The organism is Bradyrhizobium sp. U531 (genome assembly GCF_051710265.1).
In the GTDB taxonomy this organism is placed as follows: domain Bacteria; phylum Pseudomonadota; class Alphaproteobacteria; order Rhizobiales; family Xanthobacteraceae; genus Bradyrhizobium.
Window position 1 is genome coordinate 1 of record NZ_JASVEN010000018.1, and the last position, 17,981, is coordinate 17,981.

General features: G+C 66.2%; 14 protein-coding genes. 6 read left to right on the plus strand and 8 right to left on the minus strand.

Annotated elements, in window-relative coordinates; all coding sequences use genetic code 11:
- Window positions 1–196: 196 nt before the first annotated feature.
- From QRQ56_RS38325 to QRQ56_RS38345, 5 genes are all read right to left on the minus strand, one after another.
- The gene (locus QRQ56_RS38325; RefSeq protein WP_438746950.1) at window positions 197–2,044 is read right to left on the minus strand and encodes a sigma-54-dependent Fis family transcriptional regulator; all 1,848 of its coding nucleotides are present in this window, start codon (window positions 2,042–2,044) and stop codon (window positions 197–199) included.
- Between the two features lie 222 nt (window positions 2,045–2,266).
- Window positions 2,267–5,572 (minus strand): carboxyl transferase domain-containing protein, encoded by a 3,306-nt coding sequence (locus tag QRQ56_RS38330; RefSeq protein WP_438746951.1) that lies wholly within the window; start codon window positions 5,570–5,572, stop codon window positions 2,267–2,269.
- A 12-nt stretch (window positions 5,573–5,584) separates the two neighbouring features.
- Complete coding sequence (locus tag QRQ56_RS38335) at window positions 5,585–7,306, minus strand: AMP-binding protein (protein ID WP_438746952.1); 1,722 nt, start codon at window positions 7,304–7,306, stop codon at window positions 5,585–5,587.
- A gap of 159 nt (window positions 7,307–7,465) precedes the next feature.
- The gene (locus tag QRQ56_RS38340) at window positions 7,466–9,148 is read right to left on the minus strand and encodes a methyl-accepting chemotaxis protein (RefSeq protein ID WP_438746953.1); all 1,683 of its coding nucleotides are present in this window, start codon (window positions 9,146–9,148) and stop codon (window positions 7,466–7,468) included.
- A 95-nt stretch (window positions 9,149–9,243) separates the two neighbouring features.
- Window positions 9,244–10,929: a methyl-accepting chemotaxis protein gene (locus tag QRQ56_RS38345; protein WP_438746954.1), complete on the minus strand. Its 1,686-nt coding sequence runs from the start codon at window positions 10,927–10,929 to the stop codon at window positions 9,244–9,246.
- Window positions 10,930–11,297: 368 nt separating this feature from the next.
- Between QRQ56_RS38345 and QRQ56_RS38350 the strand changes: the two genes are divergently transcribed.
- Entirely contained in the window at window positions 11,298–11,798 is a 501-nt protein-coding gene (locus QRQ56_RS38350; RefSeq protein WP_438746955.1) for a hypothetical protein, read from the plus strand.
- A 10-nt stretch (window positions 11,799–11,808) separates the two neighbouring features.
- On the plus strand, window positions 11,809–12,282 hold the full coding sequence (locus tag QRQ56_RS38355; RefSeq protein WP_438746956.1) for a hypothetical protein: 474 nt from the start codon (window positions 11,809–11,811) through the stop codon (window positions 12,280–12,282).
- 3 nt (window positions 12,283–12,285) lie between these two features.
- On the opposite strand, the gene QRQ56_RS38360 is transcribed toward QRQ56_RS38355, so the two are convergent.
- Window positions 12,286–12,885 (minus strand): TetR/AcrR family transcriptional regulator, encoded by a 600-nt coding sequence (locus QRQ56_RS38360; protein ID WP_438746957.1) that lies wholly within the window; start codon window positions 12,883–12,885, stop codon window positions 12,286–12,288.
- 158 nt (window positions 12,886–13,043) lie between these two features.
- Here QRQ56_RS38360 and QRQ56_RS38365 point away from each other — a divergent pair, with 158 nt between their 5' ends.
- On the plus strand, window positions 13,044–13,421 hold the full coding sequence (locus QRQ56_RS38365) for a tautomerase family protein (RefSeq protein WP_438746958.1): 378 nt from the start codon (window positions 13,044–13,046) through the stop codon (window positions 13,419–13,421).
- Between the two features lie 118 nt (window positions 13,422–13,539).
- Entirely contained in the window at window positions 13,540–13,935 is a 396-nt protein-coding gene (locus tag QRQ56_RS38370) for a GFA family protein (protein ID WP_438746959.1), read from the plus strand.
- Window positions 13,936–13,950: 15 nt separating this feature from the next.
- Here the strand turns inward: QRQ56_RS38370 and QRQ56_RS38375 are convergent, their stop codons facing one another.
- Both QRQ56_RS38375 and QRQ56_RS38380 read right to left on the minus strand, forming a co-directional pair.
- The gene (locus QRQ56_RS38375) at window positions 13,951–14,880 is read right to left on the minus strand and encodes a CobW family GTP-binding protein (RefSeq protein ID WP_438746960.1); all 930 of its coding nucleotides are present in this window, start codon (window positions 14,878–14,880) and stop codon (window positions 13,951–13,953) included.
- A 3-nt stretch (window positions 14,881–14,883) separates the two neighbouring features.
- The gene (locus QRQ56_RS38380; protein ID WP_438746961.1) at window positions 14,884–16,374 is read right to left on the minus strand and encodes an amidohydrolase family protein; all 1,491 of its coding nucleotides are present in this window, start codon (window positions 16,372–16,374) and stop codon (window positions 14,884–14,886) included.
- 733 nt (window positions 16,375–17,107) lie between these two features.
- Here QRQ56_RS38380 and QRQ56_RS38385 point away from each other — a divergent pair.
- Window positions 17,108–17,470 (plus strand): DUF1778 domain-containing protein, encoded by a 363-nt coding sequence (locus tag QRQ56_RS38385; RefSeq protein WP_438746962.1) that lies wholly within the window; start codon window positions 17,108–17,110, stop codon window positions 17,468–17,470.
- Between the two features lie 3 nt (window positions 17,471–17,473).
- Complete coding sequence (locus QRQ56_RS38390; protein ID WP_438746963.1) at window positions 17,474–17,971, plus strand: GNAT family N-acetyltransferase; 498 nt, start codon at window positions 17,474–17,476, stop codon at window positions 17,969–17,971.
- Window positions 17,972–17,981: the final 10 nt, after the last annotated feature.

Below are 17,981 nucleotides of genomic sequence, written 5' to 3' on the forward strand. Positions count from 1 at the left end.
CGAACCATGAACGACTGTTACCTATCCATCCGGTCTGTTCTGTTACCCATCCATCCGCTGGACAGCGAAGCGCCGGATGAGGGGTATGTCTCGACGAATTCAAGCGAGAGCTGGACTCGCGGAGACATACCCCTCACCCGTCTCGCCGCTGCCGCGGCGAGCCACCCTCTCCCACAAGGGGAGAGGGCAAGAAAGATCACTGCGCCGTCTCGATCTTCATCGCCTTGATCTTCCGGTACAGCGTGGCGCGGCTGAGCTTCAGCGCGCGGGCTGCCTCTGTGACGCGGCCGCCATGCTTGCGCAGGGCCTCGACGATCGTGGCGCGCTCGGCGGCTTCGAGATCAGGCTCGGCTCTCCCGCCGAACGGCGGCAGATCGAGATCGGCATCCGTGATGACGCCGTCCTCCGCCGTGCAGCCGGCGAGCCGCAGCACATGGCGGAGCTGGCGCATGTTGCCGGGATAGGAATAGGCCGCGAGCAGCGACCAGGCCTCGTCGGAGAGGCGGCAGTTCGGCGCCTCCTCGCGCACGATCTGGCGGATGATGTCGTCCCTGTCCGCGCGCTCACGCAAGGCCGGCAGCCGCACCTCCATGCCACGCAGGCGGAAATAGAGGTCGGCGCGGAAGCTGCCCTCTTCCGCCATGCGGCCGAGATCGCGGTGGGTGGCGCTGATCAGGCGGATGTCCACCGGCACCGGCTTGAGCGCGCCGAGCGGCCAGACCTCGCGGTTCTCCAGCACGCGGAGAAGCCGCGTTTGCAGCGCGATCGGCATGTCGCCGATCTCGTCGAGGAACAGCGTGCCGCCGTCGGCCTGTACGATCAGGCCCTTCGAGCCGTCGCGCCGCGCGCCGGTGAAGGCCCCGGCCTCATAACCGAACAGCTCGGCGTCGATCAGGCTCTCCGGCATCGCCGCGCAGTTCAGCGCGACGTAATTGTTGCGGGCGCGGTTGCTCGCGGCGTGGATGGCGCGCGCGAACACGTCCTTGCCGACGCCGGTCTCGCCATGCAGCAGCACCGGCAGATTGTGATCGCCGATGCTGCGCAGGCGCTTCACGCTTTTGACGAGACCGGGATCACTGCCTGCCAGCCGATGCAGCGCATCGAAGCGATCCACGGGCACATCGCGGCGCGGCGCATGCGATTTTGCGCGCAGCGGCGGCGCCACATGGCTCTGGCCCAGCGGGCGGCCATCGGCGCGGCGCAGCTCTAGGAGTTCGTCCACACCGCGCGCATGATCGAGCTTGATATAGCGCGACAGGTCGATGCCCGATGCGATCAGGCCGTCGGTAAGGCCGAGCAGGGCGCGCGCTGAACGGCAGGCGCCGACGATGCGGCGGTCGTCGTCATAGGCCAGCAGACCGCTGCCGCCGTCGCCCGGCACGGTCGCGATCCAGGAATTGCGGAAATGATCGCGGAAGATCGCGCCCTCCATCCGCCGCGTCGCCTCCATCGCCACCGCAAGCGCGAGCTGATGCGCGGCGCGTTCGAGGTCCTCGCGGCACGAGGTGATGTTGATCGCGCCGGCCAGGCGCCCGGCCTGGTCGAACAACGGCGCCACGGCACAGGAGAACATGTGCCATTGCGCGCGAAAATGCTCGTCGCGATGCACCAGGATCGGCTTCTGCTCGGCGAGGCAGGTCCCGAGCCCGTTGGTGCCCTCGAAGGCCTCGGCAAAATTCGAGCCGGTATAGATCTTCCAGTCCATGAACATCCGCGCGTCGGACTCGCCCGGCAAACGGCTGAACAGCATGGTCGCGTTCGCATCCGCCAGATTGACGCAATAGCCGGCGTCGCGCAGCACACGGGCGAGATCGTCGAGCTCGGGCGTGAGCAGCCGGATGGTCTCTTCCATGGGCTCGGCGACGTGGCGGACTTCCGATTCCGTCAGCGTCTGCGGCGGGCCCTGACGGGCGGGATCGAGCTTGTGGCTGATCAGGCAGCGCCGCCAGGAATTCTCGATGCGCGAAGAGGCGTCGACGTCGGCCACATGATTGGCGACGGACAAGACACGGGCGACATGGTTCGAGGCCGAAAGGCTGGCCATCGCGGACGTCTCCACCCTGTATTATTGTGCAAAGTCTGGCACCACGGGCGGGGATGTCAATCGGGAACCGGGAACTGGATGGAGGCACACTGTCTCTTCTCGTCCGGGGCGATGCGAAGCATCGAACCCGGAATCTCGAGATTCCGGGTTCGGCTCTTCGAGCCGCCCCGGAATGACGGCTGAAGCAACAGCCGCGACGCAATCAAGATTGCTGCACTGCCCTCACCACGTATCGATGCACGGCCGCTTCTTCGCCGTCCGCACCGGTGGCTTCGGCACTGACCGCAGCCCCGCCATGATCCAGCGCCGCGTCTCGGCGGGGTCGATGACATTGTCGATCTCGAACACCGAGGCGATCGAGACCGCCTTGCCGTTGGCGTAGAGCTCGGCGACCTTGTTGCGGTAATAGGTCTCGCGTTCCTCGGGGTCAGGGATCGCCTCCATCTCCTTGCGGAAGCCGAGCCGGACGTAGCCTTCCAGGCCCATGCCGCCGAACTCGCCGGTCGGCCAGGCCGCGGTGAAGAACGAGGCGTGGAAGCCGCCGCCGATCATCGACTGCGCACCCAGGCCATAGCCCTTGCGCAGCACGATGCCGAACAGCGGCACGGTGAGGCTCGCGCCGGTGACGAACATGCGCGAGACGTGGCGCACGATCGCGGTCTTCTCGGCTTCGGGACCGACCATGAATCCGGGCGTGTCGCAGAGCGAGACGACGGGCAAGTCGAAGGCGTCGCAGAGCTGGAGGAAGCGCGCGGCCTTGTCGCCGGCGTCCGCGTCGATCGCGCCGCCGAGATGGCGGGGATTATTGGCGATCAAGCCGAACGGCTTGCCCTCGATGCGGATCAAGGCGGTGATCATGCCGACACCGTAGTCGCGGCGCAGCTCCAGCACGCTGTCCTTGTCGGCGACGAGGTCGATCACGCTGCGGATGTCGTAGACGCGCAGGCGGTTCTCCGGAATGGCGCGGCGCAGCAGACGCTGGTCGGCGGCCTCCCAGTCCGTCACCGCGCCCTGGAAATAGGACAGGTATTTCTGCGCGACGGATGTCGCCTCCTCCTCGTCCTCGACCAGGATGTCGATGACGCCGTTCGGCGACTGGAACGAGACCGGACCGACCTCTGCCGGATGATAGACGCCGAGGCCGCCGCCCTCGATCATGGCCGGACCGCCCATGCCGATCGAGGCGTTTTTGGTGGCGATGATGACATCGCAGCAGCCGAGCATGGCGGCGTTGCCGGCGAAGCAATAGCCGGAGACGACGCCGATGACAGGGACGAGGCCCGAGAGCCGCGCGAACTGCACGAAGGACGGACCGTCGAGACCGGTCATGCCGAGCCGGTCGGTATCGCCGGGCCGGCCGCCGCCGCCTTCGGCGTAAAACACCAGCGGCACGCGCCAATCTTCCGCCAGCGTCAGCATGCGGTCGATCTTCTTGTGGTTCATGTGGCCCTGCGTGCCCGCGAGCACGGTGTAGTCATAGGCCACGACGATGCAGCGCGCGCCCTCCGGACCGAACTTCTCGCCATTCACCGTCGCGACGCCCATGACGAGGCCGTCGGCCGGCGTGTTCTTGATGAGATCGTCGAGCTTGCGGCGGCGGCGCTGCGCGGCGATCGCAAGGCTGCCGTACTCCATGAACGAGCCTTCGTCGACGAGCTGCGCGACGTTCTCGCGCGCGGTGCGCTGGTTGGTGTTGCGGCGGCGCTCGACCGAGGCCGGGCGGTTCGCATCCAGCGTGTTGGCCTGGCGTGCGATCAGCTCGGCGAGATCAGGGCGGACATGGTCGAGATCGACATCGGCTTCCGCCGCCGTGCTGTCGGCCGCGACGTCGAGCGGCTCGAGATACATGATGGGCTCGCCATGCAGCAGCGTGACGCCGTCACCCGCAACAACCTTCATGACCCGGCCGCCCTGCTCGGCCATGACGAGGTGCTCCATCTTCATGGACTCGATCACGGCGAGCTGCTGGCCCGGGCGCACGATCTCGCCCTCCTTGACCTGAACGGTGACGATGGTGCCCTGCAGGGGCGCGGCGACCATCACCGCGCCTTCAGGCACCGCCTGTGCGACATGCGCTTCGGGACCATGCCCGCCGCTTCGCTCAGCGGCCGCGAAGTACAGCGGCTTGGCGGCGCCATCGGCGGCCTCGACGAGCTTGGCGATGTTGCGATCGATGAAATCGGTCGCGATCCGGTTGGTTCTGAAATCGGGATGCGCCAGCACGGCCTGGAGGAAGGCGATGTTGGTGACGACGCCGTCGATCCGGAATTCGCGCAAGGCGCGCGAGGCTTTTGCGACCACGTCGTGCCAGGCTTCGCCCTGCGTGTGCACGATCACTTTTGCCAGCAGCGAGTCGAAGGCCGCGCTGGTCTTGTAGCCGGCGTAACCAAAACTATCGACGCGAACGCCGGGGCCCGATGGCGGCTCGAACACGGCAAGCACACCGCCGGTCGGATGCGTCGCGCCGGTTTCGTCCAGCGTCTCCATGTTGACGCGGAGCTGCATGGCATAGCCGCGCGGCTTCGGGATCGATCCCTGCGCGAGGCCGAGCGAAGCGAGCGAGCTGCCCGCGGCGACCGCGAGCTGGGCGCGGACGAGATCGAACCCAAGTACTTCCTCGGTCACGGTGTGCTCGACCTGGAGCCGCGGATTGGCCTCGATGAAGGCAAAGCTGTCCTCGGCGGTGCCGTCGACCAGAAACTCGAAGGTGCCGAGATTGTCGTAAGAGGCCGCCGTCGCAAGCTGCCTTGCCGCCTCGATGATGCGGCCGCGCAGGGGATCGCTCAGCGACGGGCTCGGGGCGACCTCGACCAGCTTCTGGTGCCGGCGCTGGATGGTGCATTCGCGCTCCCAGAGATGGGTGATCGCGCCATGCTTGTCGCCGATGATCTGCACCTCGATGTGCCGCGCCTGGCGGATCAGCCGCTCCGCATAGACGCCGTCGAAGCCGAACGCCGCTTTCGCCTCGGACTGGCAGCGCGCATACGCCTCCGCGAGATCGGACGCGTTCTCGACAACGCGCATGCCGCGGCCGCCCCCGCCGGCCATCGCCTTGATGACGATGGCGGCATTGCCGCCGAGCGAGGTGAAGAACGCCGAAATCTCCTCCAGCGACGATGGCCCGCTGGTGCCGGCGATGATCGGCACGCCGCAGCGCTTGGCGAGCTGCCGCGCGGCCACCTTGTCGCCGAACAGTTCGAGCGCGGCCGGCTTCGGGCCGACGAAGTTGAGGCCTGCATCGGCGCAGGCTTTTGCAAAGCCCGCGTTCTCGCTGAGGAAGCCATAGCCGGGATGCACGGCATCGCAGCCGGCCGCTTTGGCGGCTTTCACCACCGCCTCGATGTCGAGATAGGCGCGCGCGCCGCGGCCGGGGATTTCGACGGCATCATCGGCCACCCGGACATGCAGCGACAGCGCGTCGTCGGCGGGATGGATCGCGACCGTCGCGATGCCGGCGTCGGCCGCGGCGCGCGCGATGCGGATGGCGATCTCGCCGCGATTGGCGATCAGGAGCTTCTTGAACGACATCGTCTCTCTCACTCAGACAGCAGCAGGCACGTTGGGATCGAGATCCTGCTTCTTCACCTTGCCCGTCGCGGTCAGCGGCAGGGCCTCGATAATACGCACTTCCGGGACCTTATAGACGGCCATGCGTTCGGCGCACCAGGCGCGCAAGTCCTCCGCGGAGATGGTGCCGACTGCCTCCGACTTGAGCTGGATATAGGCCACCGGCACTTGCCCCTTGTCGGGATCGTCGCGGCCGACCACGCCCGAGCCCAGCACCTTCGGATGCTGTCCGAGCAGGGCTTCGATCTCGGGCGGGAACACGCTCATGCCCTTGACCTTCAGCATCTCCTTGCGGCGGCCGAGAAAGTGCAGGAAGCCGTCCTTGTCGATCGTGCCGATGTCCCCGGTGCGCAGCCAGCCGTCGATCAGCGACTCCGCGGTCGCCTCCGGCTTGTTCCAGTAGCTCTTGAGGAGCGAGGGCGTCCGCACCCGGATCTCGCCTTCGGCGCCGAGCGGCAGCAGTGCACCGGTCTCGAAATCGGTGATCTTGAACTCGGCGCCGGGGACCGGCAGGCCGACGAAGATCGGCTGGTTGTTGAGATCGAAATCGTCGTCCTGAAATCCGGCCGTGAAGGTGTTGGAGGTGTGGGTCTCGGTCATGCCCCACGCCGCCTCCATCAGGATGGTGCCGGTGAGATCCTTCCAGCGCCTGCGATAGTCGGCGTTGAGCTTCTTGACGAAGGAGACGACGCGCACCTGCTTGAGGGACGACAGGTCGAACTCGTTCCAGCGCGGATGGTCCATCAGCTCGACCACGCCGTCGACCGGCATCGCGGTGATCGTGACCTTGTACCTGTCGATCGCGGCCATCGCGCCGACGGCGTCCCAGCGCGCGAGCAGAACGAGCGTCGCGCCGGAGAACAGCGGGAAGATCAGGCCGAAGTTCTCGCCGGCGATCCAAAACTCCGGAAAGAACGACAGGAACACGCTGCTCTCGTCCGACAGCACCGAGATGCCGTAGTTGGCGGCAGCCGTGTAGACCATGTCGCGATGGGTATGGACGCAGCCCTTCGGCATGCCGGTGGTGCCGCCGGTGTAATTGAGCGCCGCGACGTCATCGAGGCCGGGGGGCGGCAGCGGGATCGGCGCGGGCATCGCGGCCAGCGCCGGCAGCAGATCGGTCGCGCCTTCGACCGCAATGCGCGGCGTGCGGATCGAATCCGGCGCGGGAAAGGCAGGCGTTGCCGGAACGACATCGGCAAAGCTCGTGACGATGATCTCGCGCAGACGCACCTCGCCGCGGACCTGCTCGACGACGGGGATGAGCTGGTCGAGCGCCACGATGATCTCGGCCTGGGTGTCGTTGAGCTCGTAGGACAGCTCGAACGCGCGCGACAGCGGGCTGACGGGAACATGGACCGCGCCGAGCTTCAGGATGCCGAAGAACACGATGTGGAATTGCGGACAGTTCGGCAGGAACACGGCGACGCGGTCGCCCTTGCGCACGCCCTTCGCCGCCAGCAGCGCGGCAAAGCGATCGCTCTGCCGATCGAGCTCCGCATAGGTCGTGACGTGACCGTAGAAGATCACCGCAGGACGATCGGGGCTCCGCTTCGCCCAGGCACGCAGATATTCCGTCAAGGGAACTTCGCCGTGCAGATAGTTCGGCGAACGCGGCATGCCCTTAGGCCAAGCCTTGTCCCACAGGCCGCGCAAGGTGGCGAGGTAGCCGTTCTCGTCGAGGCCCACGTTCATGACGTCTTTCCCGTGCTGCTTTTCTTCTCGCGACGGCACGCAACGCTGCCGTCGATCGACATCGTTACACGTCGAGCACGGCAGAGGTCATGTCAAGAAAAACAGCAGCGGCGTCGCGGCCGATGCCGCGACGCGGAAATAGCAGACGTATTGCGGTCGTTACGCCGCTCGCACGCCGGCGACGAAGGCGTTGACCTCGGTTTCGAGCGATTGCAGCTTCTGCGTCAAGCGGCCGCTCGATTGCAGCACGAGGCCGGCGGCCTGGCCGGTCGCCGCCGTGGCATCGGTGACGCCGGAGATGTTCTGCGAAACTTGGTCGGTGCCGGAGGCGGCTTCCTGCACGCTGTGTGCGATCGCCTGCGTGGCCGCGCCCTGCTCTTCGACCGCGGCGGCGATCGACGAGGAGATCTCGTTGACCTCCATGATGGTGGCGCGGATGCTCTCGATGTTGCCGACGACCTGATTGGTCTCGGCCTGGATCGCATTGATCTGCGCGCCGATCTCGTCGGTCGCCTTCGCGGTCTGGCTCGCCAGCGACTTCACTTCGCTCGCGACCACCGCAAAGCCCTTGCCGGCTTCGCCCGCCCGCGCCGCCTCGATGGTGGCGTTGAGCGCGAGCAGGTTGGTCTGCGAGGCGATCTGGTTGATGAGGTCGATGACCTCGCCGATCTTGTGCGCGGCCGCGGCCAGCCCCTGCACGGTGTCGTTGGTGCGCTGACCGTCGGCGGCAGCCCTGTCGGCCACGGACGCTGCCTGCGCGACGCGCTGGCTGATCTCCGAGATCGAGGACGACAGCTCGCCGGCGGCGGAGGCCACCGTCTGCACGTTGGTCGAAGCCTGCTGGCAGGCGGTGGCAACGAAGCTCGCCCGGTCGCTCGCCTTGTTCGCGGTCTCCGACATGCCCTGCGCGGCCTGCTGCATCGCGCGCGCCTCGTTGAAGACGTCGCGGACGACGGCCTGGACGCTCGCCTCGAACTTGCCGGCGAGATCGGCCATCGCCTTGCGCTTCTCGCCGTCCGCGCGCTGCTTCAGCTCCTGCTGCTCGGCATGCATCCGGCCCACGGTCGAGGCGTTGTCCTTGAATACGGCGAGCGCTTTGGCAAGCGCGCCGACCTCGTTGCTGCGATCGGTGTAGGGCACCTCGAAAGCGCTGTCGCCGGCGGCGAGGCGCTCGGTCAGCGCGGTGATCGTCGCCAGCGGCCGGGTCACGCCGCGTCCGATCAGGAAGGAGGCGACGAGGACCAGCACCAGCACGGCGAGGCAGACATAGCCGAACGTCATCGCGTTCTGACGGAACACGGCGTCGACGTCGTCGAGATAGATGCCGGTGCCGATGATCCAGCCCCAGGGCGCAAAGCCCTTCACATAGGAGATCTTCCCGACCGGTTGGTCGAAGCCGGGCTTCGGCCAGAGATAGCCATAGAAGCCCGCGCCCTGCTTCTTGACGACATCGACGAAGCCCATGAACAGCGCATTGCCGGCGGGGTCCTTCATGCCGGACAGGTCCTTGCCGTCGAGCTCCGGCTTGATCGGATGCATGACCATCTTGGGGGTCATGTCGTTGATCCAGAAATACTCGACCTTGTCGTAGCGCAGGCTCTTGATCTCGGCCATCGCGGCGGCCTGAGCTTGCTCGCGCGGTAGCTTTCCGTCGCTCTCGAGCTTCTGGTAATGGGTGAGGATGCCGTAGCCGACATCCACCATGTGCTGCGTCTTGGCCTGCCGATCGGCGACCATCTGGGCACGCAGCGTCGAAAGCGCGATCGGCACGAGTGCGATCATGCCGAGCAGGCTGATGCCGACAATCAGAACCAGCTTGAAACTGATGCGGGAGAAAAACATCGGGGCTCGCAAAATTGGCGGTACAGATATGCCAATTTATCCCGATCTCCTTAGCAAAGCTTTAAGCATTCCGGTTCCCGGAATTTAGGCCATTTTCAAGCCGCGCGGACGGAGGTGAGGAAGGAGCTGACCTTCTGTTTCAGGCTCGCGCTGTCGGTGGCGAGCGAGCGTGCCGCGGACAGAACCTGCGACGAGGCGGCCCCCGTCTCGGACGCCCCGCGCTGCACGTCGGCGACGCCCGTCGACACCTGCTGCGTGCCGTGTGCCGCCTGCTGGACGTTGCGCGAAATCTCCTGCGTCGCGGTGCCCTGCTCCTCGACCGCTGCGGCGATCGCTGAGGCGATCTCCGAGAGGCCGCCGATGGTGTCGCCGATCTCCTTGATCGCCGCGACGGATTCGCCGGTCGCCGCCTGCATGCCGCTGACCTGTTCGCCGATCTCTCCGGTGGCCTTGGCGGTCTGCTCGGCCAGCAGCTTCACCTCCGAGGCGACCACGGCGAAGCCGCGGCCGGCTTCGCCCGCGCGCGCGGCCTCGATGGTGGCATTGAGCGCCAAGAGATTGGTCTGCGCCGCGATACCGTTGATGAGCGCGACGATGTCGCCGATGCTGCTCGCGGCCCGCGCCAGCTGGTTGACGCGCTCGTTGGTCTTGTGCGCCTGCGCGACGGCCTCGCCGGCCATGCGCGCCGAGGTCTGCACCTGCCGGCTGATCTCGGTGATCGAGGAGCTGAGCTCCTCGGTCGCCGCCGCGACGGACTGGACGTTGGTCGAGGCTTCGCCGGAGGCCATCGTCACCGTCTTGGCAAGGTCCTGCGACCTGTCGGCGGTCGAGGTCAGGGTGCCCGCGGAGCTCTCGAGATTACCGGCGGCCTGCGACACCGTCTCGATGATCGTGCCGACCGCCTGCTCGAAATCGTCGGCCAGGCGATACATGTCCTGCTTGCGCTGGGCTGCGGTATCCAGGCGCAATTTCTCCTGCTCGGTCCGCAGCTTCTCGCTCTCCGCCATGCGGTCGCGGAAATAAATCGTGGCGCGCGCCATCTGGCCGACCTCGTCGGCCCGCTTGGCTTCGGGCAAATCGATCGACAGATCGCCATCGGCCAGCGCCTGCATCGCGGCGCTGACGCCGCGGATGCTGCGGCTGACGGCAAAGCCGACGAGGCCGACGAGCCCGATCGCCGGAAGCGCGAGCAGCGCGATGATGCCGACGATCTTCCAGACCATCGCCATGAAGTCGGTCCAGATGTCGTCGACGAAGACGCCGGTTCCGACAAAGATCTTCCACGGCGCAAAGCCCTTGACGTAAGACAGCTTCACCGCCGTCTTCGGATCGTCCTGCCGCAACGGCCAGTCATAGGCGTAGGTGCCCTCGTTCTGCTTGCGCACGATGTCGAGCATCGCCGGAATGACGGGAACGCCGTTGCTGTCCTTGATGACGGAGACGTCCTTGCCCATCAGCTTCGGGCTCGGATGAGCGAAGCCGATCTGGTCGTAGCTGTGAGCGAACAGATATTCGTCGCCGGAGTAGCGGATCTTCAAGAGCGCGTCCTTGAAGCGCGCCTGCGCCTCTTCGCGCGTCACCTGGCCCGCCACGGCGGCCGCCTCCAGCTTCTCCGCGAGGCTGTAACCGGCATCGACCATGGCCTTCAGGACGTTGATCCTGTCCTGATACATCCGCTGGTACATCGACCACAGCGCAATACCGGTGACGCAGCAGATCGCCACCGCCATCGCGATGACGGCGCTCAGGAGCTTGGTACGGATCGAGATCTGGTTCAGCACAATCATTCTCTCTGGGAGTGGGGCGCAGCAACTCGCGAAGCCCGCGTGCAATCAATGTCTTGAGGCAATTCGACCATCGCCCGAATTGATCTGGTATGCGCCGGATTGGCTTAAGGCGTCGTAAATCCAGCTTCACGCGTACGTTTTCGCCGGGATATGCGGCAACATGGTACGGTTTGAACGGTTCAAGACTGGACTCGTTCTACGTAGTTTCGCGGGACTACCCGGCCAAACAGTGATGCGGTTCCGTGGTCGCGATTCTAGAAGACCTCGATATCGCGCTTGCGCGCGTTGACTTGGAGGACGCTCTGGCCGAACGATCGGCACAGATCAGAGGCGGCGTGCGCGCTGCAGATGCCAGAGGCTCCATGCATCAATCGACACATCGCGGGTCGCTGGACCTGCCGGCGCTGAGCGCCGCCGAACGGCTCTTCATCTGGGGATTCCGCGCCAAGGCGCGCAGCGGCGGCGCGGTGCCGACCGCGGCCGACATCCAGGACGTGTACGACCATTTTCGCGTGGGCGATGCCGTGCTCTCGCTGGAATCGATCATCGAGATCTTCGCCTGCACGGCCCATACCGCCATCGAAGTGCATTGCCCGACCTGCCCGCGCATGTCGGACAGCGAGCGCGAAATCCTGCACGCCATCGCCGCGGCACAGCAGGACCGCATCGACATCGCGCGCGAACGCTTCGAGAGCTGGCTGCCGCCGGTCGGCGCCGATTGGGCGCTCGCGCCGGTGCGCGGGCTGGCGACGATCTTCCGCATGGCAGGTCTCATCCTGCCCGACCGGCAGCTGCGGTCTGTCAACCACGACCGCACCATGGCGATGAAGAGCTGGCTGGTCGGCAGCCCGACATTGCACTGATGAGATGACGATGACCTCGAATGTTTGCGCAGCAGTGGCATCCCCCGAGAGCGGCGAGGCGCGACTCTGTCCGCTGCAGGCCGCGCTTGCGTCGCATCCCTGCATCGAGAGCTGCGACGAGTTCTGCCGTGTCGCGCTGTCGCTGTTCCGGTTCATCGGCGCGGCCTATACGACCGGCGCGTCCGATTGCTGGGAAGCGGCCTATCGCTATGCCGACGAAGCGCCGGGCATTTCCGACAGTCCGCTGCTGGTTGCCCGCGCCGCCGCGCTCGTCAGGATCCTGCGCAGCGGCCGCCCTTGCGAGCTGTGCTTCATGCCCCCGTCGTGCCGCCGCCTGTCGAAGGACGAGGCGCAGTTGATGCAGTTGCTGACGGTCGCGCGCCGCAAGCGGCCCGGCGAGATCGAATCCATCGTCGGCCAGCTCGTCGGCTCCGGCAATGAAGCTGCGGCGACACGGGCCGTGAACGCGCTCGCGCTGTGCTGACATCTATCCTCCTTTCCGGCCGAGCACGAGATCGATGGTGTGCGCGGCGATCTTGCGCAATTGCGGCTCGTCGCCGAAGGCACGTTCGAGCACGGCGAGGCCGCGCGTCACGGTGATGATGTGCAGCGCTGCGGCCGCGGCATTGCCGTCGAACTCGCCGCGCGCCGCGCCCGCCGACAACGTATCCTGAACCAATGCCGTGATGCGCGCGATCAGGCTCGCAAAGGCCTCGCGCGCGTCTTCATCCAGCCCCTCGCCTTCGGCGGCGCCGAGCTCCATCAGCCCGCGCGTGGTCGGGCAGCCGCGCGGCGGCGTGCCGGAGCGGAAATTGCCGATGGTGAGATCGAAGAATGAAGTGAGGCGCTTGCGCAGCGTGCCCGTCCCGAGCGCCTTCTGCAACGCTGCGAGATAATCCCCCGCATAGCGTTCATAGGCCTGCAGGAACAGCGCCTCCTTGCTGCCGAAGGCATTGTAGAGGCTGCCGCGCTGCACGCCGGCATCGCGCGCGATGTCCGACAGCGAGGTGCCGCGCACGCCTTTGCGCCAGAACTGGTCGAACGCGATGCGCAGCACCTCGTCGTGATCGAATTCGCGCGGCCTCAAATCCAGCTCCTCGGTATATTTGACACGATGTCAAAAACATGCTTTCTCGACATCGTGTCAAAAACCAGACGGGATTGATAGCCCGTTCCGTCAATCGGACGAACCCGGCGAGGCGACCCGCCCCGCCGGATCGCGCCCGCATGCAAAGGGACCAGCTCATGCCTCTGCTTCACATCGCGATGCGCGCCGGCAAGTCCGAAGCCTACCGGCAGGCGATACTCGACGGCCTCTACCAGGCCATGCGCACAGCGCTCGACGTGCCCGAGGACGACGCGTTCATGTCCATCACCGAGCATGAGCCGGCGAACTTCCGCTGCGGCACCGGTTACGGCATCGCGCGCAGCGACGACGCATTGCTGATCCAGATTACCGTATTCGCCTCGCGCACGCCTGAGCAGAAGAAGGCGCTGTATCGCCAGATCGCCGATCGTCTCGGCGCGAACCCGGGAATCCGGCCGGAGGACGTGTTCGTCAACGTGCTCGATGCGCCCAAGGAGAACTGGTCGGTCGGACACGGCATCGCGCAGTTTGCGTGAGGCGCCTGGACTGGGCGTCTTGAGAATTGCCGCACGGCAAGGTTTGATGAGTGGCGGGATCAAGTTCCGCAAGGCGCCTCCCGCCTCCAAGCGGGAGCACAGTTCGAGGGAAAGTGAGATGACGGCATTCAGCGGAAGCTGCCTGTGCGGCGGGGTCGCCTTCGAGGTCGAGGGTCCGTTCGACCGTTTCCTCAACTGCCATTGCTCGCGCTGTCGCAAGGCGACCGGCACCGCCCATTCCTGCGAGGTGATCGTGAAGGCTGAGGCACTGCGCTGGCTGCGCGGCGAGGCGTCGGTCATGCGCTTCGACCTGCCGAACGCGCGCAGCTTTGCCACCGCGTTCTGCAAGTCTTGCGGCAGCCCGATGCCGCATCTCACGCGCAGCGGGCGGGAGGCGATCATCCATGCCGGCGCGTTCGACGAGCCGCTCCGGGCGGCGCCCGAGCGGCATGTGCAATGGACGTCGCGCGCGGACTGGTATGTGCACGGAGATGGCTTGCCGGCGGAGGATTGAAGCATCGCGCGGGCCTCACGCCGGAGCAACGCACCCCTCCATGATCGCGTCGAGCTCGGCCTTCGAGAGCACGCCGAGCTCGGCGATGAAGACGATGCGCGATCGCGGCACGCCTGGCGTCGACGCATCGCCCGGGGCCAGCGTGGCGCGGCCGGCGGCGAACTGAAACACCATCTGGCGGCCGGGCTGCTCGACCGTCTCGAACAGGCCCTTGGCGCGCGCCAGCTTGGGCGCCAGCTTGCCGATCGCCTGCTGCAGGCGCGGCAGCGAGAGCGGGTGCTCCGAGGTCCAGCTCAAGGTCTCGAAGCGTTCTTCTGCAGGGCGCTTCGGGCCGGGCTCGCGCGGCGCGGGCGCGCGAGCGGCATGCGCGGGAAACAGCAGCGCGGATGGAATCTCGCCGTGCTTCGCATCGACCACCACCGCGGGAACGCGCTGGGCGCGAATGGCTACGCGCATTCGATCTCCCGCGCCCTCCTCCGCCAGATCCAGCTTGGTCAGCGCCACGATGTCGGCGACGCGCAATTGCGAGCGCTGAAGGGCGTCCTCCAGCGCGGATGGCGGCGTGCCGGCATCGAGCACGCAGAGCACCGTCTCCAGCGGCGCCTCGCGCAGGATCACGGGGTCCATCAGGTTGCGGACGATATCGGCGGGGTCGGCGACGCCGCTGGTCTCGATCACGATAGTGTCCGGCTTCGGATCGCGCCGCAGCAGTGTCGAAAGCGTGCGCAGGAGATCGCCCTCGAGCGAACAGCAGATGCAGCCATTGGCGAGGCTGACGACGCCATCGCTGGCGCCCGCAATCAATTCCGCATCGATGTTGATCGCGCCGAAATCGTTGACGACGGCGGCGATGCGCCGTCCGCCCGCATGCGCCAGCAGATGGTTCACCACCGTGGTCTTGCCCGCCCCCAGAAAGCCCGTGACCAGCAGAATGGGGACCGGCATGGATCAGCCCTCGGCGACGGGACGGCGCACGGGTTTTCCGGGCCGCGCGGCGACGTCGAGAACGCCGTCGGCGATCAGCGGCTGGCCGCTGACGACGAGGTGGCGCACGCCCTCGGACGCACGATTCATCGCCGTGAAAGTGGCGCGATCGGAGAGTTTCTCGTAGTCGAACACGACGATGTCGGCGTCAGCGTCTTTCGCCAGCCTGCCCTTGGCGCGCATCGCGGGCGTGCTTTGCGACAGGATCTCGGCCGGGATCAGCGCGCATTTGCGCACGCCTTCCAGCAGCGACACGGTCTTGCGCTCGCGCACCCATTCGCGAATGAATTTCGTGAAGCAGCCGGCCGAGCGCGGATGCGAGGTGGCATCATCAGGCAGCGGCCAGGCATCGCCGGTGTAGGTCTTGCCGTCCGACGTCGTCCACGGCATCGCGTCGGAGGCGATGGCGCCGCCGGGATACAGCACCGACATGTCGAGCAGGTCGCGGTGATGCGCATTGTGCTCGGTGTCGAGGATGTGCCAGAGCACCAGCGAGGACGGCTCCTCCGCCTGCGCCTTCAAAAGCTCCTCGCGGTCGTGGAAGCGATAGCCGTCGGTGACGCGCTGCACGGAATCATAGCCGGTGCCGTTGCGCTCGACGAAGTCGGGGTCGCTGAAGAAGGCCGCAGCCAGCACGGTCGAGCCGGTGCCGTAAGGATAGGCCTCGACGGTAATCGGCAGGCCCTGTCCTTGCGCCTTTTCGATCAGCACGCGGCAGCGCTCGATATCGGTCTTGCTCGACGAATTGAAATGACAGATGTGCATGTGCGCGCCGGTGGCGCCGGCATAGCCGATCAGGCGGACATAGGCCTCGACCGCGCTCTCGGGGTCGATCCGCGACATGAAGGCGACGTGGGTGAAGGTCGGCACATCCTTGGCTGCGGCGAGCTGACACACTGCCGTCAGCTCCTGCACGCCGGCGCCGGGCGCGTAGGCATTGAGGATGCCGATACCGATGCCGCCCTCGTTGAGGCCGCGCGAAAGGCGATCGAGAACGCCCGCGACCTCCGCGTCGGTCGCGACATTGTCCATCCAGCGACGATCGCGCATGGCGTTGCCGAACGCCTCCAGCGAGCTCTCGGCATTCGAGCCGGTCATCGCGCCGATGCGCGCAAAGGCCCAGTTGGTCGCGGCGCCGTAGTTCAGCACGCGGCCCTTCCGGGCCTGCCGCTCATACCAGGAGCCGACCGGCAGCACACCGGCCTCGAGATCGAGCGTGGTCGTGACGCCGTCGAACGCCTGCATGCGGTCGGCCGGGATCGACTGGCCATGCGCGTGCAGATCGATGAAGCCGGGCGCGACCACGAGGCCGGTGGCGTCGATCACCCGCTCGGCGCCGCCGAGGCCCGTGCCGACGGCAACGATCTTGCCGTCCATCACCGCCACGTCGCCGACGGCATCCATCCCGCTCGCGGGATCCACCACCCGGCCGCCAGAGATCACCAAACCGCTCATCTCGTCACTCCTCCACCTCGAAATCGCATCAAGGCAGATTCCGGAACGGACCACCACCTCCACTGAAGCCGACGCAGCATGCTGATAGGGAAGATCACTTGGAGAAATTGCCCGGGGAGATCACTTCGCGGGCAAGCCGCAGACAAGCATGCGCGTCCTCGCGGCATGATTGGCCCGAGTGATGCTTTTCGTCACACCTCCTCGAAAGAAAGGGCGCAGGGAAGGCCGGGCGCCGGCTGGCACCCGTAAAGACCCCCGTGCTGAACAGATGCACACGCAATGCACAGGGGAGTCACAGGGCAGCCGAAACCAGGCCTTCCCTGCGCGATGGTTTGACGGCCTATGCCGTGCTCTCCCGGGAGCCGAACTTTCCTTTGGCCTCCCTCGCCCCGCGGATTGGATGATGCAGTCTGCCCGGTTGGGCTCGCTGGCATCTCCGCAAGAGGATTGACCGTAGCAACGACGGCCAGGACCACACGGTTTCGCCGTACGCGAGAGCGCCGTTCGTCTTCGCAGGCCACGCATGCTCACGAGGTGATCTCGCCCTGCACGCGCAAGCTCCGCCTTTAACGCCGATGGCCGACACATACGACAAAACCGAATTTCGGTAAAGTGGAATATTTTTGAGGGACGGGGTTGACAGCGGAGCGGGTGTTTCGGCCATCGCGGTGCCTCTTGGGATTGTATTGTAAAATGCGCTACAATATGTATGATGCCGCCATGGAGCCTCATCATGTCGCGAGCTGTTGAACGCAAGGAGCATCCGCTTTCGATGCGGATGCCGGAGACCGACATTGCTATCATCGACCGCGCCGCGGCGCTGCGCGGGCGCTCGCGCACGGAGTTCGTGCGCGACGCGGCGGTGCGCGCGGCCGAGGAGGTGCTGATGGAGACGGTGCCCATTCGCATGAGTCCGGCCGGGTTCAAGGCGTTCATGGCGACATTGTCGGGTCCGGTCGCCCCGGTGCCGGAAATGGCCGAACTCTTCAGTCGCGCTGCGCCATGGGAGAGCAAAGCATCCTCCAGCGATTTGGACGCCAACTCGCATAAGGACGGCGCGTCCAGACAAAAGAAAAGCTCCGGCAAGAGGCGCTGAACTTTGGCGATCTCCGCCCCCGAACCATTGACGCCGGCGCACCATCTCGACGATTTTTCCTGCGGCAAGCCGTCGCTCGACCGCTGGCTGAAGGCGCGGGCGCTGTCCAATCAGGAAAAGGGGTTCACGGCCGTCATGGTGGTTCACGAGATGAACCGGGTGATCGGCTATTATGGCCTTGCGCCGACGGCGATCGTCCCGTCGACGCTGCCGAGGTCGATACGGACCGGTCAGCCCCCAGATCCCGTGCCATGCCTGCTGCTGGGGCAGCTCGCCACCGACGAGAACTGGATCGGCAAAGGAATCGGCACCGGCCTGGTCAAGCATGCGCTGCAGCGCTGCGTCACGGCCGCGGGCTTGATCGGGGGACGCGCGCTGGTTGTCAACGCGGTCGACGCCGAAGCTGCTGCGTTTTGGTCGCGACGCGGGTTCATCGCCTCGAAGGACGATGCGCTTATACTCTTCAGGTCCATCGCCGACATTGCGGCATCGCTTCGCTAGCGGGGTATCC

What these genes read in the sequence shown, in the direction of transcription:
- QRQ56_RS38325 (WP_438746950.1), bottom strand. Translation starts at nt 2,044, where the DNA reads ATGGCCAGCCTTTCGGCCTCGAACCATGTCGCCCGTGTCTTGTCCGTC.
- QRQ56_RS38330 (WP_438746951.1), bottom strand. Translation starts at nt 5,572, where the DNA reads ATGTCGTTCAAGAAGCTCCTGATCGCCAATCGCGGCGAGATCGCCATC.
- QRQ56_RS38335 (WP_438746952.1), bottom strand. Translation starts at nt 7,306, where the DNA reads ATGAACGTGGGCCTCGACGAGAACGGCTACCTCGCCACCTTGCGCGGC.
- QRQ56_RS38340 (WP_438746953.1), bottom strand. Translation starts at nt 9,148, where the DNA reads ATGTTTTTCTCCCGCATCAGTTTCAAGCTGGTTCTGATTGTCGGCATC.
- QRQ56_RS38350 (WP_438746955.1), top strand. Translation starts at nt 11,298, where the DNA reads ATGCATCAATCGACACATCGCGGGTCGCTGGACCTGCCGGCGCTGAGC.
- QRQ56_RS38355 (WP_438746956.1), top strand. Translation starts at nt 11,809, where the DNA reads ATGACCTCGAATGTTTGCGCAGCAGTGGCATCCCCCGAGAGCGGCGAG.
- QRQ56_RS38365 (WP_438746958.1), top strand. Translation starts at nt 13,044, where the DNA reads ATGCCTCTGCTTCACATCGCGATGCGCGCCGGCAAGTCCGAAGCCTAC.
- QRQ56_RS38370 (WP_438746959.1), top strand. Translation starts at nt 13,540, where the DNA reads ATGACGGCATTCAGCGGAAGCTGCCTGTGCGGCGGGGTCGCCTTCGAG.
- QRQ56_RS38375 (WP_438746960.1), bottom strand. Translation starts at nt 14,880, where the DNA reads ATGCCGGTCCCCATTCTGCTGGTCACGGGCTTTCTGGGGGCGGGCAAG.
- QRQ56_RS38380 (WP_438746961.1), bottom strand. Translation starts at nt 16,374, where the DNA reads ATGAGCGGTTTGGTGATCTCTGGCGGCCGGGTGGTGGATCCCGCGAGC.
- QRQ56_RS38385 (WP_438746962.1), top strand. Translation starts at nt 17,108, where the DNA reads ATGTCGCGAGCTGTTGAACGCAAGGAGCATCCGCTTTCGATGCGGATG.